Origin of the sequence: Polynucleobacter hirudinilacicola, assembly GCF_002192535.1 — a bacterium.
In the GTDB taxonomy this organism is placed as follows: domain Bacteria; phylum Pseudomonadota; class Gammaproteobacteria; order Burkholderiales; family Burkholderiaceae; genus Polynucleobacter; species Polynucleobacter hirudinilacicola.
Genome location: NZ_NAIA01000002.1, coordinates 82,709 through 105,573 on the forward strand (window position 1 = coordinate 82,709; position 22,865 = coordinate 105,573).

Consider the following 22,865-nt stretch of genomic DNA (forward strand, 5'->3'; position numbering starts at 1 on the left):
ATTATTAAAAAATATTCGGCTCAATTTCTAGGCTCACACCAAACTCTTTGCGTACTTTGTCCTGAATGCATTTAGCCAAGCCTAAGATATCTTGCGCAGTGCCATTGCCGTGATTAACTAAGACCAGAGCTTGGTTTTCATAAACACCTACTTCACCCATACGCTGTCCTTTAAAGCCACACTGGTCAATCAGCCAGCCTGCAGCGAGCTTACGCTTGCCAGGAGCATCTGGATAAGACACTAGACCCGCATATTTCTTTAGAAGTGTTTCGTACTGCTCATTAGGGATTACGGGGTTCTGAAAAAAGCTACCAGCATTACCAATCACTTTAGGGTCAGGCAATTTATGAGTGCGGATTTTGCAGACTGCCAGGAAAATTTCTTCAGCACTAGGCTTGGGGTTGGTCTCAAAATGTTTTGCTAGATCGGCGTAATGAATCTTAGCTTGCCATACTTTGGAAATTCTAAAAACGACCTTTGTCACGATAAAGCGGTGGGGATTTTGCTTGAAGTAGCTATCGCGATAAGCAAATCGGCATTCTGAATTACTCAGAGTGACAAAGGCTTGCTTTTCTACATCAAATGCTTCGATATGATCAATGTAGTTGGCAATTTCAACGCCATAGGCCCCAATGTTCTGAATCGGTGCAGCGCCAACTGTGCCCGGAATGAGTGCTAAGTTTTCTAGGCCCGGTAAATTATTTTCCAGGGTCCAGGTAACGAACTCATGCCAATTGACTCCAGCACCAACTGTAATCAGAGTGTCCTCATTTTCGGAGGCTGTAATTTCTTGTCCAGTGATATTGATGAGTAAGGTGGCTCCAGGTAAGACTTTGGGCAAAATGACGTTGCTGCCACCCCCTAAGATCCGCCATGGCAGATTCTTACTCGCAATTTGGCTCATTACTCCCGGAATTTGCTCAGCAGAGTCAATTTCGTAGGCAAGCTCAGCTCTTGCATCTAAGCCAAAGGTGTTCCGGTCCTTTAGCCCCAAATTGGTAGTCAATTTTGCTGGTGCAGGCGCATGTTGCGGGGAGTTCATGCCACAATCTTATTCGAATGTCTGCCAAATCCGCAGATAATTGCCAGAATATTAATGAAATTACCCCATAGTTCATAGAAATAGAGAAGGAGTAAAAGATGCCCTCATTTGATGTAGTTTGCGAACCCGATATGGTGGAGCTGAAAAATGCGATTGAGCAGTCCAATAAAGAAATTAGCAATCGTTTTGACTTTAAGGGCTCTGATAGCCGTGTGGAGCAAAAAGATGAAACACTCATTTTGTTCGGTGACGATGACTTTAAATTAGGTCAAGTACGCGATGTACTCTTTGGCAAGATGGCCAAGCGTAATGTGGACGTGCGTTATCTCAAGGATGATAAGAAAGAGACTATCGGTAGTGATAAGCGTAAGCAAACTATGAAGATCCAGAAAGGGATTACGCAAGAGCTTGCTAAAAAAGTAGTCCGTATCATCAAAGATAGTAAGGTCAAGGTGCAGGCCAGCATCCAAGGTGATGCGGTACGCGTCACAGGCGGCAAGCGCGATGATTTGCAAGAAACGATGGCCCTACTGAAAAAAGAAGTAACAGAAGCGCCATTGGGCTTTAATAATTTCCGTGACTAATACTCTAGCGAGTATTGCAATAACCACTTGCGCCTTAGGTGCATGTATATTATGATAATATACATGAATGATAGACTTTGACTATATTGCTGGATTTCAGTGGGACACAGGCAATGCTTATAAAAGTAATGAAAAGCATGCCGTATCTCAAGGCGAGGCTGAAGAGATTTTTTTTAATCAGCCTTTATTGATTGCTGGGGATGAAAAGCATAGTCTGGAAGAGAGACGTTACCTCGCATTAGGTATTACATCGGTTGGCAGACTCTTGTCAGTGGTGTTTACTTTACGCAAGCAAGTGACTCTGATTCGAGTGGTTTCTGCAAGACCAATGAGTAGAAAAGAAAGGGCATTTTATGAAAAAGCCTACTAAAGTGATACCAAAATTTAAGAATGAAAAGGAAGAGCGTTCCTTTTGGGAGGGGAATGACGCTGCCGATTACTTTGACCTATCAAAGGCAGTGCGCGTCACAATGCCAAATCTGAAGCCGACAACTGCCTCTATCTCCTTGCGTCTCTCACAGAGCTTCTTAGAAAATATTAAGTTGCAGGCTAATAAGTTGGATGTCCCTTACCAGTCATTGATGAAAATTTGGCTGGCCGAAAAGTTAGAAGAGGTTACGAAGTAAGTTGGGGAATACTTAGGCCTATAGCTTAATATGTCTGCTTTTAAAGGTGCTGTATTTTCAATAGCCCCAGCAAGCCAAGAAGCCATTGAGCGCTTTTGTGATGCTTGCTGGCTCGAGGATGGCTTGGCCCAGAACAGTCTGGCGGCATATCGCAGAGATTTATTGCTGCTAGCGCAGTGGCTCTATAAAAATTATTCTTCTGATCTGTATGGTGTGACAGAAAAAGAGCTCACCGCATACATTGCACATCGTCGCGCTGATAAAGCTACTACTGCGAATCGACGCCTAACAGTCTTCAAGCGTTTCTATCGTCACGCCTTGCGGATTAATTTGGTGAAGAGTGATCCATGCATTGGTTTGCGTGCTGCAAAACAGGCGCTGCGCTTTCCAAAAACATTAAGCGAAGATCAAATCACAGCACTTCTGAATGCGCCAGATATTGCAACGCCTTTGGGCTTGCGTGATCGCACAATGTTAGAACTGATGTACGCCAGTGGTCTGCGTGTTTCAGAAATTGTTTCTTTAAAAACAGTTGCCTTGGGGTTAAATGAAGGTGTTGTACGCGTAGTCAATGGTAAGGGTGGCAAAGAGCGTCTCGTCCCTTTTGGTGGTGAAGCGGGGCAGTGGCTGCGAAGATACCTTGCTGATGCTAGAACACCATTGCTAGAAGGCAAAACAACTGATGCCGTGTTTGTAGGGCGCCATACTGGTACGGGATTAACTAGACAGGCTTTCTGGGCCTTAATTAAGCGCTATGCAACCCTTGCCAACATCTCAGTAGCTTTATCACCTCATACATTACGCCATGCATTTGCTACCCATTTACTCAATCATGGGGCTGATTTAAGGGTAGTGCAGCTGCTTTTAGGACATGCTGATATCTCTACCACTCAGATCTACACCCATGTGGCTAGAGAGCGCCTCAAATCGATTCATCAGCAGCACCATCCTCGTGGCTCATAAGTGTTTAAGATAGCGTTATGAGCTTTCATCCCAATATCTTGTTAATCCCTATTGCCTATCTCATCGGCTCTATTTCGTTTGCCGTGGTTGTAAGTAAATGCATGCGCTTACCCGACCCCCATACTTATGGCTCTGGCAATCCCGGGGCAACGAATGTGCTGCGCACAGGTAATAAATTGGCAGCAGCGCTCACATTTATTGGTGATGCACTGAAGGGTTACTTTGCAGTGATGCTGGCGCGCATCATTTTAGGTGATCAATCTCTAACATCGACACTGAGCTCTTGGGTTTTATGCGGCGTTGTGCTCGCCGTATTTTTAGGGCACCTCTTTCCGATCTTTCATGGCTTCAAAGGCGGTAAAGGTGTCGCTACGGCCTGCGGAATTCTGTTTGGCGTGAATGTTATTTTAGGAATTGCCACGCTGAGTACTTGGATTATCGTTGCGGTATTTCTACGCTACTCTTCTTTGGCCGCCTTAGCTGCCGCGATCTTTGGTCCAATCTACTTTGTCTTTCTATTTGGCTTTCAGCCTATGGGCATTTCCCTTTTGGCGATTTGTTTATTGCTCATTTGGCGCCACCGCAGCAATATTCACAATCTGATGAATGGGACTGAGAGTCGCCTTGGGTCTAAAAAAAAATTCTAAGGAGTCATCATGACGATTGCTTATGCCTGCGTTCTTTTTATGGGCCTCTTTCCTTACGTAGCTGCTGGTATTGCCAAAAAAGGCTTTGAGAACTATGACAACAGCATGCCAAGACAATGGCTTGCTCAGCAAACAGGATTTAGAGCCAGAGCAAATGCAGCCCAAGCTAATCTTTTTGAATCACTCCCCCTCTTTTTTGCAGCTGTGATTATTGCCAGCATCAATAATGCACCTCAAGCAAGGGTTGATCTGCTTGCCTTAGGTTTTGTGGTGGCGCGTATTGCGTATTTGGTGTGCTATATCGCCAATTGGCCAACTACGAGATCGATTGTTTGGCTTATCGGAATTGCATGTGTAGTGAGTATCTTTTTACAGATTTAATTCATCTTTTAAAAAAAAGATTGAAACAATACGAGACAGTAGACACGATATGCCAAATAAAAAATTACCTATTAAAAAAGTAGCAGCTAAGTCCGTAACTAAGACTGCAGCAAAAACTGCAACTAAAGCAACAGCGGCAACTGCGAAAGTTACTAGCAAAAAAGCAGATACAGGAACCCCTCTATCTGTGATTATTCGTCGTCGTATTGAGGCCCAAAAAGCACGCTTTCATGCCAATGACAATATTGCGGCATTCATTCAGCCTGGTGAGCTAGAGGGCTTGGTTGATGAGGTTGCTGAAAAAATGCAGGGCGTGCTAGAGAGCTTAGTGATTGATACGCAGAGCGATCACAACACCAAAAATACGAGCCAGCGAGTAGCCAAGATGTTTGTAAGAGAGGTCTTTAATGGTCGCTATGTCGAGCAGCCTACGCTTACCAAATTTCCTAATGTCAGTCGCTTAAATGAGTTGATGATTGTTGGGCCCATCACCATTAGGAGCGCTTGTTCGCATCATCTTTGCCCAATCATGGGGCGCGTATGGATCGGTGTATTGCCCAGCAAAGAGTCTGCACTCATTGGGTTGTCGAAGTACGCTCGACTGACAGAGTGGGTGATGTGTAGGCCACAAATTCAGGAAGAGGCAGTCGTTGAGTTAGCTGACATGCTCGAGAAAAAAATTAAGCCTATCGGTGTGGCTATTGTGATGGATGCTGATCACTTCTGTATGCAGTGGCGCGGTGTTAAAGATCGTGATTCTAAAATGGTCAATAGCGTGATGCGCGGGGCATTTTTGAAAGACCCTAATCTACGTCGCGAGTTTTTATCGCTTCTAGAAAAACGTTAATTATTTTTTCGGGATACAAGTGCCCAATAAGTTCGGTGCTTCAGCAATTCAGGTTGGTTGTTCTCTATTACTTAGTGTGATGCTTTTCGCATGTGGTGGATTTCCGACCACTCATCCTGATCCCGCTAAAAATAATTCTACAAACTATAAGAATGACCTCAAGGATTGCGCACAAGCGTATCCCGAGACTCCAGATGGTGTTTATCTCAAGAGCCGCATTGCTTGTTTGCAATTAAAGGGTTGGCGTTAGATGCGAATCTGCATGAGAATAATTCTCAACAATATTTCTATATAAATCATTAGCTTACGCATTAGCTAGCAGCGTAAATTCTTCTCCACTATGATCTGTTTTAGTTTTATAGGTGCAGATTGCTTGCATATTATTCGCTGTTTTATTTTTTGGAGAATCCATGAAAAATAGTCGTCGCCAATTTATGATTTTGTCCGCTGCTGGTGCTTGCACCTTGGCATTGAACGGTAAAGTTCAAGCTCAAGCAATGGTTGCTGAAACCGATCCACAAGCCTCTGCGTTAGGCTACAAAGCAGATGCTTCTAAAGTGGATAAAGCAAAATTTGCTAAGTATGCTGCTGGTCAAAAGTGCGATAACTGTGCTTTGTACCAAGGTAAGCCTGGTTCTGCTGCTGGTGGTTGCTCATTGTTTGCTGGTAAGCAAGTTGCTGGTCCTGGCTGGTGCTCTGCTTACGCTAAGAAGGCTTAAGTTAAAGAAGCAAGTTTTTACTCGATTCATTTGGATTAATAAAAAAGACTGCTGCGGCAGTCTTTTTTATTGCAAGTAATAGTTATTTATCTTTAAATATAGATTAATTAGATCTATTCCCCTAGGTCTGTTGTTGGTGATTAATAAGTGCAGTTTATTTAACTTTGGTGGCCGCAATCGAGGCAATACAGTCTCTAATGCCGTAATTGTGATATCTGTCTGCATTTTCCTTTTTAAGGGATTGAGCGCATTCAATTACCGAATTACGAACATTGATTTTTGGGGTTTTGCCTGCTGTCATGACGTCTCCTGAGGTTTCGAGGTATTTTTGTAGTTGTGGATAAGTTTCCTGAAGCTTTAAATAGTCTTCTTGTAATAGCGAATTATAAAAATCTTTGTGCCAGACTTCAAAACCATGAAGTCCCATAGGTAATACCCCAGTTTGCTCCATCCAATAGGCGGGCTCCATTTCTAGGGCGAACTTCGCGGCTAAAAGGGGTGGGCAAGCCTGAAATTTGCTATCTATAGAGCCCCAATAGGCAAAAAAAGCATCTTCCATGAAATAGGCTTTACTAATGTGATCTTGTTTGCGCTCTGGTAAATCCATGGTCTTTGCAATATTTCGCAAAGAGAGACCGCCATTTCCTACATAAAAGCGCTTGGTATTGATCTGGATTGGCCAACGATTAAATAAAAAGTGATATTGCGGAAAGCCCTTGATCTATGGGGCGCCGAAGTAGTCATAACCTTGGTTGCAAAACCCCCTAATTTGGTTGCTGAGTAAAAAAGTGTCTAGCTGAGAAATCAGTAGATAGTCATATTGATCTACAAATGGGACATAAAAACTAGGGCTAATTGCTAGATCGTTGTAACTTTGGACGCTGACAAAGTGTTTGGATGCATAGCGTTGGATTTGGAGCTCTGGCCATAAATTGAAGTACTCACTAAGGTCCAGAACCTCAGGGCAGGCCAAAGTAACATTTTCAACCTCTAAAAGCCGCAACTGAAGCAGGGAGCGTGCTTCAGACAGAGAGGGTTGCCGTTTGTAAATCGGCACGGTAGTGACATAGCGCTGGTGGGAGGGGATGGGCATAGTCAAAAGCTTGTTAAGGGGTATAAAAACGCTTAAATTGGGTTATCCACATGGGCTTTGGGCCTTACAATGACAGTTATTTTGTTAAAAATCATAATCAGTGAGTAATATTAGGCCAGCCTCTTCATCGCCCCAAATAATTCCGGTTATTTTGTGCGGCGGTTCGGGCACCCGTCTTTGGCCACTCTCTAGAGCGGGCTTTCCTAAGCAATTTTTGGTCCTGTCTGCTGATGGCTCGAATCAAAGCCTTTTTCAGCAGGCGATTGGCCGGGTTCATGCTGTAGGTGGCAACAATGTCTCACTTGGTAAAACGATCATTGTCACCAATGAAGAGCATCGTTTTTTGGCGCTCGATCAATTACGTGAACTCAAAAGTCAATATCCAGCGCTCTCAGCCGCCTTGCTCTTAGAGCCTTCTGGCAGAAACACTGCTCCCGCACTAACCTTGGCCGCTTTGTATGCACAAGATCAATCAGTTGGTACAAACGGCGATTCTCTCGATTCCTCTGATACTTCCGATCCCATTTTGGTTGTGACACCTGCCGATCAAACAGTCACCAATCCAGCTGCATTTACTAAAGCGCTGGCGAAAAGTATTGAGATTGCGCAAACGGGCGCGATTGCGATATTGGGCATTACTCCTAGCGCACCAGAAACAGGTTACGGCTATATCAAGGTACAGAATCAAGCCAGTACTGACAATGACTATACCGTGGAGCGCTTTGTCGAAAAGCCTAATGAAGCCAATGCAAAGCAATATCTGGCAGACGGTGGCTACTTTTGGAATGGCGGCATGTTTGTGCTCAAAGCCAGCGTTTGGTTGGCTGCGCTTAAAGAGTTCCGCTCAGACATCCTATCTGCCACTGAAAGCGCTTGGAATGGTAAAGTAGTAGATACATCAGGTGATGCGCAGTTCATTCGTCCTGCAAAAGAATTATTTAACGCAATCCCCAGTGAATCGATTGACTATGCAGTGATTGAAAAGTGCCCAGGGAAATTACCTATCAAGATGGTTGAGCTCGATGCAGGCTGGAATGATCTAGGTGCTTGGGATGCTGTGTGGCAAGTGGGCAAGCAAGATGCACAAGGTAACGTCAGTTCTGGTGACACCTTAGTAAGTAATTCAAAGAATTCCTTAATCCACGCAAGCAGTCGTTTGGTGAGTGCTGTTGGTGTAGAGAATCTCATCATTGTTGAAACTGCGGATGCGGTTTTAGTGGCTGATCGAAAAAATAGTCAAGACGTCAAAAATATTGTGGCTCAGCTAGAAGCGCAAAAACGTGAGGAAAAGAGTCTGCATCGCAAAGTAGCCAGACCGTGGGGTTGGTATGACAGCGTAGATGAAGGTGAGCGCTTTAAGGTCAAGCGCATTCAGGTAAAACCTGGAGCCAGCTTGTCTTTACAAATGCATCACCACCGCGCAGAACACTGGATTGTGGTGAAGGGCACTGCGGAGATCACCAATGGCGATCAAGTTTTGTTGCTAAACGAAAATCAAAGTACGTACATACCGCAAGGGCAAACCCACCGCTTGGCTAATCCTGGAAAAACCCCCTTAGAAATTATTGAAGTTCAATCGGGTTCTTACCTGGGTGAAGACGATATTGTGCGCTTTGAAGATACCTACGGCAGAAGTTAATGAATAATTTCATATTCAATCATTGGATAATTAAAAAGTAAATAAACCAAGAAGAGTCAATTATGAGCAAGCAAAAAGTCGCCCTAATCACTGGAATCACTGGCCAAGATGGTTCTTATCTAGCTGAGTTCTTATTGGAAAAAGGTTATATCGTTCACGGCATCAAGCGCCGCTCATCTTCTTTTAATACAGACCGTATTGATCATATTTATCAAGATCCGCACATCAATCATCCGGATTTAATTCTTCATTATGGTGATTTAACTGATACCAGTAACTTAGTGCGCATCATTCAAGAGTGTCAACCAGATGAAATCTATAACCTCGGTGCACAGTCTCACGTAGCCGTCTCTTTCGAGTCTCCAGAGTACACCGCGGATGTAGATGCGATAGGTCCACTGCGCATGTTAGAGGCAATTCGTATTTTGGGTTTAGAGAAGAAAACCCGCTTTTACCAAGCTTCTACTTCTGAGCTCTATGGCTTAGTACAAGAGATTCCTCAAAAAGAAACTACTCCGTTTTATCCTCGTAGCCCATATGCAGTTGCCAAGATGTATGCCTACTGGATTACCGTGAACTACCGTGAGGCTTATGGAATTTATGCTTGCAATGGTATTTTGTTTAATCATGAATCTAAGCGTCGTGGTGAAACTTTTGTTACCCGTAAGGTGACTCGTGGCCTTGCTAATATTTCTCAAGGTCTAGAGAAATGTCTTTATATGGGCAATATTGATGCCTTGCGTGACTGGGGTCATGCAAAAGACTATGTGCGCATGCAATGGTTGATGCTCCAACAAGATAAGCCAGAAGATTTTGTAATTGCCACTGGTGTGCAGTTTACTGTTCGTGAATTTATTATCCGTAGCGCTAAGCAATTGGGCATTACCTTAAAATTTGAAGGTAGCGCTGAAAATGAAAAAGCGATCGTAGCAGCTATCGAGGGCGATAAGGCTCCCGCATTAAAAGTGGGCGATGTTGTTGTACAAATTGATCCTCGCTACTATCGCCCAACCGAAGTGGAGACACTCCTGGGTGATCCAACTAAGGCAAAAACAAAGCTAGGCTGGGTTCCAGAAATTACGCTTGATGAAATGATTGTTGAAATGGTGGCTAATGATCTTGACCAAGCCAAGCAACATGCTTTATTGCAAAAGCATGGTTACTCAGTAGCGGTTGGTAAAGAAAACTGAAGAGAATTAAAAATAAGAAGATTGAATACATGCCATCAGATTTAAACCAAAAGATATACGTAGCCGGCCATCGTGGCATGGTGGGTTCTGCCATTGCGCGCAACCTGCAGGCTAAAGGTTATAAAAACATCATTACTCGCACTCATGCTGAATTAGATCTCACCAATCAGCAGGCAGTAAAAACGTTTTTTGAAACAGAAATGCCGGATCAAGTGTATTTAGCTGCGGCTAAGGTTGGCGGTATTCATGCGAACAACACCTTTCCGGCTGAGTTTATTTATGACAACCTGATGGTGCAAAACAATGTGATCCATCAAGCTTTCGTGAATGGTGTGAGGAAACTCCTTTTCCTGGGATCAAGCTGTATTTACCCACGCTTAGCGCTTCAGCCTATGAGTGAGGATGCACTGCTCACTGGGAAGCTTGAGCCAACAAACGAGCCTTATGCCATTGCGAAGATAGCTGGCATCAAAATGTGCGAGAGCTACAACCGTCAATATGGTGCATCCCATGGCGTGGACTATCGCTCAGTAATGCCTACCAATTTATATGGTCCGGGTGATAACTACCATCCAGAAAATAGTCACGTGATTCCGGCTTTAATTAGACGCTTTCATGAGGCCAAACTGGCTAATGCACCTGAGGTAATCATATGGGGAACGGGTACACCAAGACGCGAATTTCTATATGTCGATGATATGGCGGCTGCCTCAATCTTTGTTATGGGTTTGGATAAAAAGACTTATGACAGCCAAACCCAGCCAATGCAAAGTCATGTTAATGTGGGTTTTGGTAGCGATGTCACGATTGAAGAGGTAGCGCAAGCCATCTCCAAAGCGGTAGGCTACCAAGGCAAGATTAGCTTTGATCCAACCAAACCTGATGGCGCGCCACGCAAATGGATGGACTCAGCCAGGTTGAATCAATTGGGCTGGAAAGCGCTAAAAGACCTAGAGGCAGGACTAGAATTAGCCTATGTTGACTTCTGCACCCACAATCAATCCTTGGTTAAGCTGTGAATATATAGACAGTGACTGTGCACCCAAGATGACTATCTCTCCATATTTTTTAAAACTCCGTTGAACTCAAGCAAAACAGCCGATCAATCCTGGGGTCTTTCGGGAAAATATCTTGAATGGATTATTGTCATACTAAGCAGTATGCTGCTGGGTATTTGGGCGGCTAAAAATACTATTGCCCTACGTAATATTTTATTAGTTAGTGGGGCACTGCTATCCATCTTTTATATCACTAAAGAAATAAAGAGTAGTTGCTTAAGAGATCATTGTGATTTATGGCGAATCCTACCACTTGCATTTTTAGCGCTCGCTTTTATTTGGGTGGTGAGTCACTATTTATTTTTTGCAATTGACCCAATCCAGCAGCTAAAAGAGCTAAAAAGCACCTGGCTTAGAGCATTTATGGCCAGTATTGTTGGGCTCGGTACGGGCCTCGCATTACGAAACCACCCAAATCGCCTAAATTTGCTCTGGCTTGGTGTCTTTATTGCGTTCATTGTGCTGTTTTCTCAGTATATCCCGCGTGCTTTAACTCAGCAAAAACTCCTAGTCCCGGACTACGACTATTATTTATTTCACCTTAAGATCAATACAGTCTTAATGGGAACAATTCTGTTGGCAGGAATTGATGGCGCCTTGATTGATCACTTGCGCGCCATCCAATTCCAGTGGCGCTATTTTCGTCTTTGGTATTTGTTCTACTGGCTGATTGGAACGGCAATGGCCTTATGGTCGTTTGTCTATATTGTGGATGCCCGAAATGGAATTGGACTTTCTACCATCTTGTATGGTTTTTGGTTTATTTGTGCGACTGTCATCTTGATTCAAAGTCAACTCAAGTTACCAAGCTTGAAAAACTGGCTCGTTTTTTTGTTTGCGACAGCTGGACTATTGCTTATCCTTTACTTTGCATTTTTACAAACAAAGGTCAATGCTGGATGGTCTAGTTTGATTGATGATGCAAAAATTGCGGTACAAATTGATCGCTACCCAAATTGGCAGAACTTAGCCCAGATGGGCTATCCAAAACGAGAAGATGGGCGTGTCGTCACCCCAAATACATACGAGCGAGTAGCATGGGCAACCGCTGGCTCAAGGGCTATTATTGAATATCCCCTCGGCGTTGGTGTTTTGAGCTACCCATTTGCTATCCATCCCAGCCGACCGCCAAACATCCAAACTGGGGAGGGCTTATCAGGTATTGCCACCCACAGCGGATGGGTTGAGTTGGGTCTTGCCTTTGGAGTTCCCGCTTTAGCCCTTATTTTTGGCGCCCTATTACTCTCATTTATGAATGCGATACGCGGCGCCTACCCTGCAAAAATGACGATTCTTGGGCTTAGCATTCTCATTCTTTGTTTGTATACAGTTGGGGAGGTCGCAATTAGTCATGGTCTGGAGATCCTATTCTTTTTGTTGGCCTTGCTACCGGGATTGATGCTTACTAGTGAAATATTGTCCCAGGAGCTAACAAGTACCTCATGTTTTAAATAGCTTGGTACGCTGCGTGCAACCTCGTCAGTACGTTTAACTGGTGGTATCTTGGCGCGAAAGTGGGCTAGGAGGTCCATAAAATGGGGCTCTAGCCTTACTTATGGGTGGCTTAGCTACAAATTTGGCGGACATGAAGGCATGAGCAGATATTGTGCAGTACAACAAAAACACTTGGCTCCAATTTTTATAATGAGATAATGGGTGATGGTCAAAAAACTTAGGGACTTAAATTGCTGTGAGAAGTATCCAAGAGCAAAATTTAAGAGGTGAGCAAGATTCGTCCAGAGACGATGAAAGCTCCCTGCTCGACATCCTGCGCTTTTTAAAGGACGCCTATAAAACGATCCTGGTTTTTGGTATCCTGGGAACTGTCGCAGCAATTGCCTATTTGGCGATTACCCCGAAGCAATATGAGGCGAGCGTCAAAGTCGCCATGGCGCAAATCAGTGCTAACAACAACATTGGTCCCCTAGGAATCAATATCGAGGAGCCGGCGCTCTTGATTTCGCGCTTGTCCTCCCCAACCAGCTATACACCAGAGACCTTGGTGGCCTGCGGTTTACAAGATCAGGCAAATGCTGCTCTAGCTCTCAGTAAGGTAATCAAGTTAATAATTCCTAACAGGGTAGCTAATGTGGTTGACCTCAAGACTTTTGGAAGATCACAGCAAGTAGCCCAAGATTGTGCTCTAGCGGTGTTTGAGCTGATTAAAACTAGTCAGGCACAAATTGTCGCCCCCTACATTGAGGAAGCCAAAATCAAGTTAGCACAAAACGAAGATCGCCTCCAAAAAGCAAAAGAGGTGGTTGCTAGGTCCGATAAGTCAGGCGCTGCGATGAGCGCAAGTTACCTATCAACGCGTGATGAGATCCGCTTCTTATTAGACGAGATCACGTCTTTAAATAATGTCGTCACCAGCAATCAAAGCAGGGCCACCCGCATGGTCGCCCCCATCTACGCCGGTGATGCGCATATCGCTCCTAAAAAATCCATAGTCCTTGCGGCCGGAGTATTCGGCGGGCTCTTTCTGGGATTGCTGATAGCCTTAGTCCGCCAGTTGGTGCTAAAGCTTAAAAGTCCAGCGGGTGGTGTGCTGTGATCTTGGGGTGCGCTCAAGCAAGTACCCGCAAAATAGCTCGAGATCGGGCATTAGCGGGCGTGAGTTAATTTAGGCGGAATTGAAAATGAAAGCTGAAAGAGTTGAAGGTCTCTATGTGAACCTACGGCCTATTGAGGCCAGCGATTCGGAGGTAACCTTTAAATGGCGTAGCGCATCGCGAGCAAGGCTACTTAATTCTGGAGCCCCTTCGGTAGAGGATCAAAGGAAGTGGATTCTTTCGCGCCCAGCATCTGAATTTAATTACATCATTGAGCTTAAGAGTGGTGAGCCCGTTGGCATGCTATCGCTAATTGATATCGACTCGAAGAACCTTCATGCAGAGACAGCGCGTTTCTTGATTGGTGAGGGGGACTTGGTTAAAGGTATTCCGGCCGCTGTTGAGGCCATGAAGCTTTTATATCAAATAGCTTTTGATGGGCTAAAGTTAAAGCGCTTATACGGAACTGTCGCTTCTAAAAATAAGTTAATGATTAAGTGGCAAAAATACTTAGGAATGAAAGAAGAGGGCGCGCTTCGTCAGCATTACTTTATTAATAATGAATGGCATGATGCCATAGTGCTGGGGCTCCTTGATAATGAATACTTCGAAGATGCCTTACCCAAAATGAACAGATTAATAAACACTTAAAAAATATTATTACGGATAAAAAATGATTCAAGAAACAGCAGTTTTAGAAGTGATCTTTAAAGCACTCAATAATTTGAATGATGAATTAGATGATGGTGATAAGTTTGAAGTCAACGAGAATACTTGTTTATTTGGAGCTGATGCAGAATTAGATTCTTTATCTTTGGTATCGGTCATTGTTGACGTTGAAGGGGATATTTCTGATTTGCTAGGCCACTCCATTAGCCTCACCGATGATCGTGCGATGAGTCAAGAAATTTCGCCATTCTCCAATGTTAAATCTTTGCTTGCCTACATTATGGTTTTGGCCACAGAGGGTGCATGATGAGTGCAAAAAAGTATCAAGATAAAGTTGTATTAGTTACCGGCAGTAGGCGCGGTGTAGGAAGGGCAATTGCAGAACATTTTTTAGTAAATGGTGCAACGGTTTTAGGATTTGCGCGCCAGGAAGCAACGATCGAGCATCCTCAATACCATCATTTTATGGTCGATGTTGGTGATCCAGATTCAGTTATACGTGGGTTTGCAGCCTTAAAAAAAGTTACGGATTCTATTCAAATTGTTGTGAACAATGCGGCAGTTTTAACTTCCCAGTACTCAATGATCATGCCGCCTGCGGCTGCCCAAGCCATGGTAAATGTAAATTTAATGGGCCCATTCATGGTTTCTAGGGAAGCAGCAAAACTCATGCGAAAACGTAAATGGGGTCGGATTATCAACATCGGTTCGATGGCTGCTAGTTTGGAGCCCATCGGAGATTCCATGTATGCAGCCTGTAAAGCGGGTTTAAGCACCTTAGCAAACGTGATGGCCAAAGAGTTTGCATCGATGAATGTAACTTGCAACACACTTGGAATTAATGCAATTGAAAGCGACATGCTCTCGCAATTGCCAAGAGACAAAATTGAAGAAATTATTTCCGGTCTACCTATCGCAAGATTTTCAGTCTCAGACGACATATTAAATGTCATTGATTTTTATGCCTCGGAGCGCAGTTCTTCAATTACTGCTCAAACAGTCTTTTTGGGCGGCGTAAATTAAATGGCTGAATTGGTGGGAGATTGGGGTGGTGGTGAGATATGGCGTATCACCAGCGGCTCCTTCCCATCTAATTCTTATATTTGTTTAAATCGAGCGGCTGGCGGAGCGCTGTTGATAGATGGTGGTCTAGATCCAGAGGCCATTGATGCTGTTGTTAATAAGTTGGGTGTAATTCCTTCATTAGTTTGCTGTACTCATGGGCATTTTGATCATGCCGGTAGTGCGGAATATTTTCAATCTAAGTATGGTTCTTCGGTTTTTATGCACAAGGCAGATGTGAAGACATACAAAATGTCCAATTTTCTTTTAATGGCCTTTGGATTTAGTGAGCGCATTAAATTTGCTTCAATTACGCAGGCTAGTGATGAGGAGCGGATATATATGAGTGGTTTTGATATTACATTCATCCCAACGCCTGGACACACTCCGGGCTCTTGCTTTCTGTCTATAGGGAATGCTTTTTTTACTGGTGATACTCTTTATGCTCAAGGGGTGGGATTGTCAGATCTACCTGGTGAGAAGCCTGAGTTGCTTAAAAAAAGCATTTTAAGTATTTGGGACACTTTAACGTCAAATCGATGGATTTTTCCAGGGCACGGCAAGGCGATTGAGGGGGATAGATTGAAGCGCGAAAATGTGGATCTTCTAAGATTTTTGGGTTTAATTACATGACGATATTAAATAATCAATTGGGTCAAGGGGTATGTGTTGCTGGAGTAGGACATCATTTACCGGATCGATTTGAAGATAATGAGGAGCTCTGTGAAAAATTGAAAGTTGATCCCTCATGGATTTTAGAAAAAACAGGCATTAAAAGGCGTTATTTAGCTGGACCTGAAGATACGGCTACTGGCTTTGCAACGTTGGCGGCGGAAAAGGCATTAAAAGCTGCCGCCATGATTCCGGATCAAATTGATTTGATTATTGTTTGCACTTTTTCGGGGGACTACGTATTCCCACCGGTTTCCGCTAAGGTTCAGTCAAATTTAGCTGCAAAAAATGCGCAAATATTTGATGTGCAGGCCAATTGCTGTGGTTTTGTGACTGGGCTTACGGTTGCATCCGACAGGATGAAGGTCGACTCTGAGGTGCGCAATGCCTTAGTTATTGGCGTGGAGATGAATTCTCGTTATATTGATCGCTCCGATGTGAATACATCTATTTATATGAGTGATGGGGCTAGCGCAGTTGTTTTAACAAAGGCCCCCAAGTCAGAGGGAATCTTAGCATCCTATTTTTTTACTGATAGCTCAAATTATGAGGCGGTCAGAATGCGCGGAGGGGGCTCCAGTTTTCGTTTGCAGAAAAGGCCATTTGACCCCGCTGTAGATTTTATGGAGATGAATGGAATTGCGACCTGGAAGCAGGCTATTACCCATTTGCCCAAAGTCATTCGAAAAGTATGTGAGAAAAGTCAAATTAGTTTGACTGATGTTGATTTTTTAATTTTTCATCAAGCAAATCTTAATATGATTGAATATGTTGTTCGTAAATTAGGTTTTGATATGAGTAAAACCTATACCAATGTTCAGGAAATTGGAAATACAGGTTCAGCTTCTGTTGGTATTGCTTTAAGCGAATGCGTTTCTAAATCCTTAATAAAGGATGGGCAAATTGTTGTGATGGCGGCTGTAGGTGCTGGATTTAATTTTGGGGCTTCCATATGGCGCTGGCATACCCCAAAAATTGGAGTAGAAAATGTTTAAAGACTTTTCTGAAATTCAGGTTGGCGACAGTGAATCAATAAGCAAAAAAATTACCGAATCCGATGTCCGTAGGTTTGTGGAAATGACTGGGGATGACAACCCACTTCATGTAGATGCAGCATATGCTGAATCTACAGCGTTTAAAGACATCGTAGTTCATGGAATGCTTGGTGCTTCCTATATTTCAACCGTAATTGGTACCAGGCTCCCGGGCACGGGCGCGCTTTGGGTTTCTCAAAATTTTGATTTTTTGCTTCCAGTAAGACTTGGGGATGAATTATCAATATCATGTACTGTCCTTAAGAAATTCGAGCGCGAGAGGTTGCTAGAATTAGAGACCAAAATTGTTAATCAACATCAGCAAACAGTTTTGACGGGCACTGGAAAGGTTAAGGTTCTTTCTCCCTCGCTACCCAAAGAAATTACGGAGGAAAAATCTGACCTTCGCGTGGCAGTGGTTACTGGTGGATCAGGTGGGATTGGTAAGGCTATTTCACTGCGTCTAGCTAAGGACGGATTTGCTGTGGTGATTGCGTATCGCGGTAGGGTCGATCGCGCCAATTCAGTGGTTAAAGAGATCCACTCGAATAAAGGCAAAGCCATTGCCGTATGCGCTGATATTTCCACAAAAGAAGGTGTGGAATTGCTGCACAAAGCAGCCGCTAAAGAATTCGGTGGTGTAAGTGTGCTGGTGAATAATGCATCTTCCGCCATTAATCCAAAGCCCTTCGAGTTGATGGACTGGGAAGATATTCAAAATCAATTAAACACTCAACTCAAAGGTAGCTTTCTGCTCTGCCAATCCTGCATTCCTAAAATGATCGATAGAGGGTGGGGAAGAATAGTCAACATTACCTCTCAGGTTGTTGAAGGTGAGCCAACCCCCAGCTGGACCTCTTACGCGATTGCAAAAGCAAGTTTAGCCAAATTTTCTAGTTATCTAGCAGCTGACTTAGGCTCCAATGGAATTACCGTTAACTGCGTATCCCCTGGAATGAGTGAGACTGGATTAATCGGAAGCATTTCTGAGAAAGTGCAATTAATGATTGCGCGTCAGACCCCGACCCGAAGATTAACAAAGCCTGAAGATGTGGCGGCAGCCGTTGCCTATCTTGTTTCAAGCGAGGCATCTCAAGTTACTGGGCAAACAATTTTAGTTAATGGTGGGATTGTGACCTCATGAATACTCAAGACAATAATGCTATTAAGCTTTTAGAAGACGCAAGCTCTTTAAGCGAGCTTATGAGCGCGGTTGATACGCTTGAAAAAAATGACACCTCAAGGGAGTTAAATTGGGGGATTTCATCATCGGTTACGATGAGTCAATTTGGATTGTATTTGCGTAAATACGGGCTTCTGTCAAATACCAAGATAAATGTTTTAAATGGTAATTACGATGACCCGCTCGGAGACATCGATTTATTTTTAAAAAATGATGTTGATCATACGATTCTTCTACCATTTTTTGATAATTTAATGCCTTCTTTTGAGGCTCAACTTGCATGTATGTCAGAGGATCTGATTGCATCCAAGGAGGCGGAATTGAGGGGTCGATATAGACTTGCCTTGCAAAAAGGTGAGTCGATGAAGGTGATATTTTTATGCACACTTCATTCAATGAGCCCCCTTATTGATTTTTCTGGCAACGATGTTTCTAGAGCCATATTAAATCGATTTAATATGGCCCTCAGGGAGGAGGCGAGACAATTTCCCAATGTTAGGGTTATTGATGCTGAAGATATTCTGGGTTTTATTGGCTATCAGCGAGCATTTGATAGTCGTTTTTACTTTCGTAGCAAAGCGCCTTACACATCGGTATTTTTTGATGAGTTGGCGAAAAGAATATCTCTTGCAACCCGTGGATTTGGGGCTCATTTTTATAAAGCACTAATTTTGGATTGTGATAACACCTTGTGGGCAGGCGTTATTGGCGAAGATTTAATGCCAGGGATTCGATTAGATAAGCATGATTACCCCGGGAATATCTTTTGGAAGATTCAAAATGAAATCCTAGCGCTAGAAAAAAGTGGCACTTTACTTTGCTTATGCTCTAAAAATAATCCCGCAGATGTGGATGAGGTCTTGGCAAAACATCCTAGCATGGTGATCCGAGAAGGTCATATAGCTGCAAAAAAAGTCAATTGGGAGGATAAAGCTTCGAATATTAGATCCTTGGCCCAAGAATTGAATATTGGGCTGGATAGTATGATTTTTCTGGATGATTCATCTTTTGAATGCGAGGCTGTTCGTCAGCAGCTGCCCATGGTAAAAACTTTTCAGGTTCCCAAAAACCTCTCAGACTATCCAGGTTTGTTCTCTGAAATCAAGAAATTATTCTTGGCTGGTGGTGTTACTGAGGAAAGTAAGTCGAAAACGCTACAGTATCGGCAACGCTCTGAAGCAGAGGCTCTCAAGGCTCAGTTTGAAAATCAAGATGAGTATTTGGCTTCTTTGGGTTTAAAGGTTGAATTGAGTCTCAATATGCGCTCTAGTATTCCGAGAATTAGCGAGCTTTCAATGAAGTCAAATCAATTTAATTTAACAACTACTCGTTACAGTGAGGCTGAAATTTTATCTATGATGGACCACGATAATTTTGCAGTTTACTCATTAGTTGTTTCAGATAAGTTTGGTAATGCTGGATTAACTGGGGTGGTCATTGTTAAATATGAGAGCAATAAAGCTGTAGTAGAAAATTTTTACATGAGTTGCCGAGTAATTGGCCGTGGAGTTGAAATGGTAATTTGGCATCAAATTATTGCTAATGCTATTAACAGGGGCTGTACACAGCTTCATGCTAAGTACCTAAACTCTGCTAAAAATTCACTTGTAAATGATTTTTATGACCGCCTCGGTCTTCAGGTCGTATATCAACTCGATGCTGGCCGAGAATATGGCGTTTCTCTGACAGATTTTTCCCCTCCACCAACTTCATGGATTACCACTGAATATGTTGAATGAAAATAAATTAAAGCAAGTAATGGCGGTAGTGTTAAAAGTCGATGCTTCATCGATCAATGAAGCCTCTAGCATGGATAATATAAAAACTTGGGATTCCTTGGGGCACATGAATCTCATCCTTGCCTTAGAGGATGAATTTAAAATTACCATTCCAGATGATGACGCCGGAAATATTAGCTCTTACAAGCTAATTAAGGTTGTGCTTGGAGAGTTATTGGACGGAGTAGCTTGATTTATGCAATGGCTAATAGAGCGCTTTAAAGAGGCCCCAGATAAAACTGCATTCATCCACGAAGGCAGGCATGTAAGCTATGGTCAAGTGGTCGAAAAAGTTAATAACTTTGAGAAAAATTTTTTAGAGCTTGGGGTGGAGCAAGGTCACACAGTGGTTTTGGTCGGGGATTACTCGCCAGAAGTTTTTTGCGCTATTTTAGCTCTGGCCCTTTGTGGTGGAATTGTTATTCCGTTAACTACAAATTCAGTTATAGAGGAATCAACTGTTTTAGAAATCTCCGGCTACGATTGGTATGTCAAATTTGATCATAATGGCGAAGCTTTTATTTCGGACAATAGGGGAGTAAAGAGTGGGAACCAGCTACTTGAGGAATTTATTCAAAAAAAATCTCCAGGTTTAGTACTTTTTTCATCAGGTTCTACTGGAAAGCCCAAGGGAATCTTGCATGATTTTGTCCGGATAGCGGAAAAATTTAGAGCTAAGCGTCCACCTGTTATCGCCATCCCATTTTTAATGATTGATCATTTTGGCGGAATTAACACCATTTTGGCTATTACTTCAGGGCTCGGTACAGTAGTTACGGTTTCTGATCGTTCAGTCGCTAAAATTTGCGAAGCAATATCAAAATATAAAGTTGAATTATTGCCTGCTACACCATCCTTCCTAAATCTTCTGATCGCATCAAAGATGTATGAGAATTTTGATCTTTCGTCTCTAAAGCGAATAACTTATGGGACCGAGGTGATGCCCCAATCAACGCTTGATCGAATGCATCAGACTTTCCCGCAAGTTAAGCTGCTCCAAACTTATGGACTCTCAGAGGTTGGCGTTCTGCATTCGCAATCTAGAGGCGATGGCTCTACTTGGGTGAGGGTGGGCGGAGATGGATTTCAGACGAGAGTAGTTGATGGGATTCTGTGGATTAAATCTTCCTATGCGATGATCGGTTATTTGAATGCCCCTTCTGATTTTGACGAGGATGGTTGGTTTAATACGCACGATCAAGTGGAGGTGGATGGAGACTATTTTAGGATATTGGGTCGTGAGACGGATTTAATTAATATTGGCGGTCAAAAAGTTTACCCCGCAGAAATCGAAAGCGTTATTCTTGAGTTAGATAATATTGAAGATGTTGCAATTTTTGGTGAAAAGCATGCGCTCCTAGGGCAGATTGTCGTTGCAAAAGTTTTATTGAAATCCACTGAGTCTGTAGAGAGTGTAAAGAAAAGAATCAGGGCGGCTTGCATCGCAAAGCTCAATTCATTTAAGGTTCCTTCTAAGGTCATTCTGGTGGATTCGCAGTTACACAATGTAAGGCAAAAAAAAAATTCGTAGATAGTAGTTAAATTGTAAATTCCTAATGAAAAAAATATGTCAATAGATAACTGTCGAATCATTGATTTACCAAAAATTGCAGACCAACGAGGTAATTTGTCTGTAATAGAGGGCGGAAATCAAATTCCATTCGATATTAAAAGAGTCTATTACTTATATGATGTTCCGGGAGGTTCTGCGCGCGCAGGTCATGGGCATAAAGAACTACAGCAATTAATAGTGGCCATGTCGGGTAGTTTTGACGTGATTGTAGATGATGGAAATGGAAGAAAAAAATTTCAGCTCAATAGATCTTATTTTGGTTTATATATTCCCAAGGGAATGTGGAGAGAGGTTGAAAATTTTTCATCAGGTGGGGTCTGTTTGGTGCTGGCCTCTACTGAATATGATCCATTGGATTATTTCCATGACTATGATGAATTCAAAAAATTTGTAAATGTAAAAAATAACTCTTTACAGCAATAACATGATCCCATTTCTTGATTTGAAAGCTATTAATCAACAATATCGTCAAGCCCTGATCCAAGCTGCGACGCGGGTCATTGATTCTGGGTGGTATGTACTTGGCCAGGAGGTTAAGGCTTTTGAGCAAGAGTTTGCAGCCTATTGTGGCACCTTGCACTGCGTGGGCACGGCGAACGGCCTAGATGCGTTGGTGCTTACTTTGCGTGCTTGGAAAGAGCTAGGCAAGCTCAAGGAGGGTGATGAGGTCATCGTACCCGCTAATACTTACATCGCCAGTGTGTTAGCTATCACTGAGAACCGACTAAAGCCGGTGTTGGTGGAGCCCGATAAGAGCACTTATAATCTATGCCCACAGAAGGTGCGCGATGCCATCACCCAAAAGACTAAAGCTATTATGGCGGTGCATCTCTATGGACAATTAGCTCCTATGGGAGCCATCATGGAAATTGCTGACGAACACCAGTTATTAGTTCTGGAAGATTCTGCTCAGGCGCACGGTGCCAGCATTGATGGTCGAAATGCGGGCAGCTGGGGTCATGCCTCTGGTTTTAGCTTTTACCCGGGAAAGAACTTGGGCGCACTGGGCGATGCTGGTGCCATAACCACCAATGACTTTGAGCTAGCTCAAACTGTACGTGCGCTCGGTAACTATGGCAGCCTCAATAAATACGAGAATCTGTACCAGGGCTTGAATAGCCGTTTGGATGAAATGCAGGCTGCTATGCTGCGCGTTAAACTGCAATACTTGGATGCTGACACTATGTTACGCAAACAGATAGCAGTGGCTTATGCTAAGGGAATCAATAATCCGCTCGTGATCAAACCCATTGCTAGTGACGCAACGGTAAGCAGCTTGCATAACCATGTGTTTCACCTGTTTGTACTGCGGGTGAAGCATCGCTCGGCATTTCAATCTTTTCTCAAGGCAGCGGGTATTGAGACTTTAATTCATTACCCCATTCCGCCACACAAACAGTATGCTTATTCATCTTATAGTGACCTAAATTTGCCCTTGGCGGAGTGCATACATCAGGAGGTGGTAAGTCTGCCAATTGGGCCGACCATGAGTATGCGCGATGTGTCAAATGTGATCGAATCTGTAAACGCGTTTGCGGTATAAACTCATGCAT

26 protein-coding genes and 1 pseudogene are annotated in these 22,865 nt (G+C 43.3%); 25 read left to right on the forward strand and 2 right to left on the reverse strand.

What is annotated here, in order from left to right:
* Window positions 1-4: 4 nt before the first annotated feature.
* Window positions 5-1,042 (reverse strand): UDP-N-acetylmuramate dehydrogenase, encoded by a 1,038-nt coding sequence (murB, locus tag B6A14_RS03075; RefSeq protein ID WP_087908994.1) that lies wholly within the window; start codon window positions 1,040-1,042, stop codon window positions 5-7.
* 98 nt (window positions 1,043-1,140) lie between these two features.
* Here murB and B6A14_RS03080 point away from each other — a divergent pair, with 98 nt between their 5' ends.
* From B6A14_RS03080 to B6A14_RS03120, 9 genes are all read left to right on the forward strand, one after another.
* On the forward strand, window positions 1,141-1,626 hold the full coding sequence (locus tag B6A14_RS03080) for a YajQ family cyclic di-GMP-binding protein (RefSeq protein ID WP_087908995.1): 486 nt from the start codon (window positions 1,141-1,143) through the stop codon (window positions 1,624-1,626).
* Window positions 1,627-1,693: 67 nt separating this feature from the next.
* On the forward strand, window positions 1,694-1,996 hold the full coding sequence (locus tag B6A14_RS03085) for a BrnT family toxin (protein ID WP_087908996.1): 303 nt from the start codon (window positions 1,694-1,696) through the stop codon (window positions 1,994-1,996).
* Complete coding sequence (locus tag B6A14_RS03090) at window positions 1,980-2,252, forward strand: BrnA antitoxin family protein (protein WP_087908997.1); 273 nt, start codon at window positions 1,980-1,982, stop codon at window positions 2,250-2,252. The genes B6A14_RS03085 and B6A14_RS03090 overlap by 17 nt, the downstream gene beginning before the upstream one ends.
* Before the next feature lie 30 nt (window positions 2,253-2,282).
* On the forward strand, window positions 2,283-3,215 hold the full coding sequence (gene xerD / locus B6A14_RS03095; RefSeq protein WP_087908998.1) for a site-specific tyrosine recombinase XerD: 933 nt from the start codon (window positions 2,283-2,285) through the stop codon (window positions 3,213-3,215).
* A 17-nt stretch (window positions 3,216-3,232) separates the two neighbouring features.
* Window positions 3,233-3,862, forward strand: coding sequence for a glycerol-3-phosphate 1-O-acyltransferase PlsY (plsY, locus tag B6A14_RS03100; RefSeq protein WP_087908999.1), 630 nt, complete (start codon window positions 3,233-3,235; stop codon window positions 3,860-3,862).
* 9 nt (window positions 3,863-3,871) lie between these two features.
* Window positions 3,872-4,243 (forward strand): MAPEG family protein, encoded by a 372-nt coding sequence (locus tag B6A14_RS03105; RefSeq protein WP_087909000.1) that lies wholly within the window; start codon window positions 3,872-3,874, stop codon window positions 4,241-4,243.
* Between the two features lie 49 nt (window positions 4,244-4,292).
* Entirely contained in the window at window positions 4,293-5,090 is a 798-nt protein-coding gene (folE, locus tag B6A14_RS03110; RefSeq protein WP_087909001.1) for a GTP cyclohydrolase I, read from the forward strand.
* Window positions 5,091-5,109: 19 nt separating this feature from the next.
* Window positions 5,110-5,340, forward strand: coding sequence for a hypothetical protein (locus tag B6A14_RS03115; protein ID WP_087909002.1), 231 nt, complete (start codon window positions 5,110-5,112; stop codon window positions 5,338-5,340).
* A 160-nt stretch (window positions 5,341-5,500) separates the two neighbouring features.
* Window positions 5,501-5,809, forward strand: coding sequence for a high-potential iron-sulfur protein (locus B6A14_RS03120; protein WP_087909003.1), 309 nt, complete (start codon window positions 5,501-5,503; stop codon window positions 5,807-5,809).
* Between the two features lie 154 nt (window positions 5,810-5,963).
* Here the strand turns inward: B6A14_RS03120 and B6A14_RS10375 are convergent.
* Window positions 5,964-6,902 (reverse strand): annotated as a pseudogene (locus tag B6A14_RS10375) (DUF5672 family protein).
* Window positions 6,903-7,002: 100 nt separating this feature from the next.
* On the opposite strand from B6A14_RS10375, the gene B6A14_RS03135 reads away from it, so the two are divergent.
* The 16 genes from B6A14_RS03135 (at window position 7,003) to B6A14_RS03210 (ending at window position 22,855) form a co-directional block, all read left to right on the forward strand.
* A complete protein-coding gene (locus B6A14_RS03135; RefSeq protein ID WP_087909006.1) occupies window positions 7,003-8,541 on the forward strand; it encodes a mannose-1-phosphate guanylyltransferase/mannose-6-phosphate isomerase in 1,539 nt (512 codons plus the stop codon).
* 62 nt (window positions 8,542-8,603) lie between these two features.
* The gene (gene gmd / locus B6A14_RS03140; protein ID WP_087909007.1) at window positions 8,604-9,731 is read left to right on the forward strand and encodes a GDP-mannose 4,6-dehydratase; all 1,128 of its coding nucleotides are present in this window, start codon (window positions 8,604-8,606) and stop codon (window positions 9,729-9,731) included.
* Between the two features lie 29 nt (window positions 9,732-9,760).
* Window positions 9,761-10,750, forward strand: coding sequence for a GDP-L-fucose synthase (fcl, locus tag B6A14_RS03145; protein ID WP_087909008.1), 990 nt, complete (start codon window positions 9,761-9,763; stop codon window positions 10,748-10,750).
* Between the two features lie 402 nt (window positions 10,751-11,152).
* Window positions 11,153-12,244 (forward strand): hypothetical protein, encoded by a 1,092-nt coding sequence (locus B6A14_RS03150; RefSeq protein ID WP_129560403.1) that lies wholly within the window; start codon window positions 11,153-11,155, stop codon window positions 12,242-12,244.
* A 235-nt stretch (window positions 12,245-12,479) separates the two neighbouring features.
* Complete coding sequence (locus B6A14_RS03155; RefSeq protein ID WP_087909010.1) at window positions 12,480-13,343, forward strand: Wzz/FepE/Etk N-terminal domain-containing protein; 864 nt, start codon at window positions 12,480-12,482, stop codon at window positions 13,341-13,343.
* An 85-nt stretch (window positions 13,344-13,428) separates the two neighbouring features.
* The gene (locus B6A14_RS03160; RefSeq protein WP_087909011.1) at window positions 13,429-13,992 is read left to right on the forward strand and encodes a GNAT family N-acetyltransferase; all 564 of its coding nucleotides are present in this window, start codon (window positions 13,429-13,431) and stop codon (window positions 13,990-13,992) included.
* A 22-nt stretch (window positions 13,993-14,014) separates the two neighbouring features.
* The gene (locus tag B6A14_RS03165; protein ID WP_087909012.1) at window positions 14,015-14,317 is read left to right on the forward strand and encodes a hypothetical protein; all 303 of its coding nucleotides are present in this window, start codon (window positions 14,015-14,017) and stop codon (window positions 14,315-14,317) included.
* Complete coding sequence (locus B6A14_RS03170) at window positions 14,314-15,033, forward strand: SDR family NAD(P)-dependent oxidoreductase (RefSeq protein WP_236635642.1); 720 nt, start codon at window positions 14,314-14,316, stop codon at window positions 15,031-15,033. The genes B6A14_RS03165 and B6A14_RS03170 overlap by 4 nt, the downstream gene beginning before the upstream one ends.
* Complete coding sequence (locus tag B6A14_RS03175) at window positions 15,034-15,705, forward strand: MBL fold metallo-hydrolase (protein WP_087909013.1); 672 nt, start codon at window positions 15,034-15,036, stop codon at window positions 15,703-15,705.
* A complete protein-coding gene (locus B6A14_RS03180) occupies window positions 15,702-16,739 on the forward strand; it encodes a 3-oxoacyl-ACP synthase III family protein (RefSeq protein ID WP_087909014.1) in 1,038 nt (345 codons plus the stop codon). The genes B6A14_RS03175 and B6A14_RS03180 overlap by 4 nt, the downstream gene beginning before the upstream one ends.
* Window positions 16,732-17,922 carry an SDR family oxidoreductase gene (locus B6A14_RS03185; RefSeq protein ID WP_087909015.1) on the forward strand — a complete coding sequence of 397 codons (1,191 nt, stop codon included), beginning with the start codon at window positions 16,732-16,734 and terminating at the stop codon, window positions 17,920-17,922. The genes B6A14_RS03180 and B6A14_RS03185 overlap by 8 nt, the downstream gene beginning before the upstream one ends.
* Window positions 17,919-19,700 (forward strand): HAD-IIIC family phosphatase, encoded by a 1,782-nt coding sequence (locus B6A14_RS03190; RefSeq protein ID WP_087909016.1) that lies wholly within the window; start codon window positions 17,919-17,921, stop codon window positions 19,698-19,700. The genes B6A14_RS03185 and B6A14_RS03190 overlap by 4 nt, the downstream gene beginning before the upstream one ends.
* A complete protein-coding gene (locus tag B6A14_RS03195) occupies window positions 19,690-19,932 on the forward strand; it encodes a phosphopantetheine-binding protein (RefSeq protein WP_087909017.1) in 243 nt (80 codons plus the stop codon). Before B6A14_RS03190 ends, B6A14_RS03195 begins: the two co-directional genes overlap by 11 nt.
* Before the next feature lie 3 nt (window positions 19,933-19,935).
* Window positions 19,936-21,270 carry a class I adenylate-forming enzyme family protein gene (locus B6A14_RS03200; RefSeq protein ID WP_087909018.1) on the forward strand — a complete coding sequence of 445 codons (1,335 nt, stop codon included), beginning with the start codon at window positions 19,936-19,938 and terminating at the stop codon, window positions 21,268-21,270.
* A 36-nt stretch (window positions 21,271-21,306) separates the two neighbouring features.
* Window positions 21,307-21,735: a sugar 3,4-ketoisomerase gene (locus B6A14_RS03205; protein WP_087909019.1), complete on the forward strand. Its 429-nt coding sequence runs from the start codon at window positions 21,307-21,309 to the stop codon at window positions 21,733-21,735.
* A 1-nt stretch (window position 21,736) separates the two neighbouring features.
* Window positions 21,737-22,855, forward strand: a complete 1,119-nt coding sequence (locus B6A14_RS03210; protein WP_087909020.1) for a DegT/DnrJ/EryC1/StrS family aminotransferase — start codon at window positions 21,737-21,739, stop codon at window positions 22,853-22,855.
* The last annotated feature ends 10 nt before the right edge of the window (window positions 22,856-22,865 follow it).

Coding starts and splice junctions, on each gene's coding strand:
- B6A14_RS03170 (WP_236635642.1), top strand. CDS start 14,314: ATGATGAGTGCAAAAAAGTATCAAGATAAAGTTGTATTAGTTACCGGC.
- B6A14_RS03190 (WP_087909016.1), top strand. CDS start 17,919: ATGAATACTCAAGACAATAATGCTATTAAGCTTTTAGAAGACGCAAGC.
- gmd (WP_087909007.1), top strand. CDS start 8,604: ATGAGCAAGCAAAAAGTCGCCCTAATCACTGGAATCACTGGCCAAGAT.
- B6A14_RS03175 (WP_087909013.1), top strand. CDS start 15,034: ATGGCTGAATTGGTGGGAGATTGGGGTGGTGGTGAGATATGGCGTATC.
- B6A14_RS03105 (WP_087909000.1), top strand. CDS start 3,872: ATGACGATTGCTTATGCCTGCGTTCTTTTTATGGGCCTCTTTCCTTAC.
- B6A14_RS03200 (WP_087909018.1), top strand. CDS start 19,936: ATGCAATGGCTAATAGAGCGCTTTAAAGAGGCCCCAGATAAAACTGCA.
- B6A14_RS03195 (WP_087909017.1), top strand. CDS start 19,690: ATGTTGAATGAAAATAAATTAAAGCAAGTAATGGCGGTAGTGTTAAAA.
- folE (WP_087909001.1), top strand. CDS start 4,293: ATGCCAAATAAAAAATTACCTATTAAAAAAGTAGCAGCTAAGTCCGTA.
- plsY (WP_087908999.1), top strand. CDS start 3,233: ATGAGCTTTCATCCCAATATCTTGTTAATCCCTATTGCCTATCTCATC.
- B6A14_RS03080 (WP_087908995.1), top strand. CDS start 1,141: ATGCCCTCATTTGATGTAGTTTGCGAACCCGATATGGTGGAGCTGAAA.
- B6A14_RS03085 (WP_087908996.1), top strand. CDS start 1,694: ATGATAGACTTTGACTATATTGCTGGATTTCAGTGGGACACAGGCAAT.
- murB (WP_087908994.1), bottom strand. CDS start 1,042: ATGAACTCCCCGCAACATGCGCCTGCACCAGCAAAATTGACTACCAAT.
- B6A14_RS03160 (WP_087909011.1), top strand. CDS start 13,429: ATGAAAGCTGAAAGAGTTGAAGGTCTCTATGTGAACCTACGGCCTATT.
- B6A14_RS03180 (WP_087909014.1), top strand. CDS start 15,702: ATGACGATATTAAATAATCAATTGGGTCAAGGGGTATGTGTTGCTGGA.
- xerD (WP_087908998.1), top strand. CDS start 2,283: ATGTCTGCTTTTAAAGGTGCTGTATTTTCAATAGCCCCAGCAAGCCAA.
- B6A14_RS03090 (WP_087908997.1), top strand. CDS start 1,980: ATGAAAAAGCCTACTAAAGTGATACCAAAATTTAAGAATGAAAAGGAA.
- B6A14_RS03150 (WP_129560403.1), top strand. CDS start 11,153: ATGGCCAGTATTGTTGGGCTCGGTACGGGCCTCGCATTACGAAACCAC.
- B6A14_RS03210 (WP_087909020.1), top strand. CDS start 21,737: ATGATCCCATTTCTTGATTTGAAAGCTATTAATCAACAATATCGTCAA.
- B6A14_RS03120 (WP_087909003.1), top strand. CDS start 5,501: ATGAAAAATAGTCGTCGCCAATTTATGATTTTGTCCGCTGCTGGTGCT.
- fcl (WP_087909008.1), top strand. CDS start 9,761: ATGCCATCAGATTTAAACCAAAAGATATACGTAGCCGGCCATCGTGGC.
- B6A14_RS03205 (WP_087909019.1), top strand. CDS start 21,307: ATGTCAATAGATAACTGTCGAATCATTGATTTACCAAAAATTGCAGAC.
- B6A14_RS03165 (WP_087909012.1), top strand. CDS start 14,015: ATGATTCAAGAAACAGCAGTTTTAGAAGTGATCTTTAAAGCACTCAAT.
- B6A14_RS03185 (WP_087909015.1), top strand. CDS start 16,732: ATGTTTAAAGACTTTTCTGAAATTCAGGTTGGCGACAGTGAATCAATA.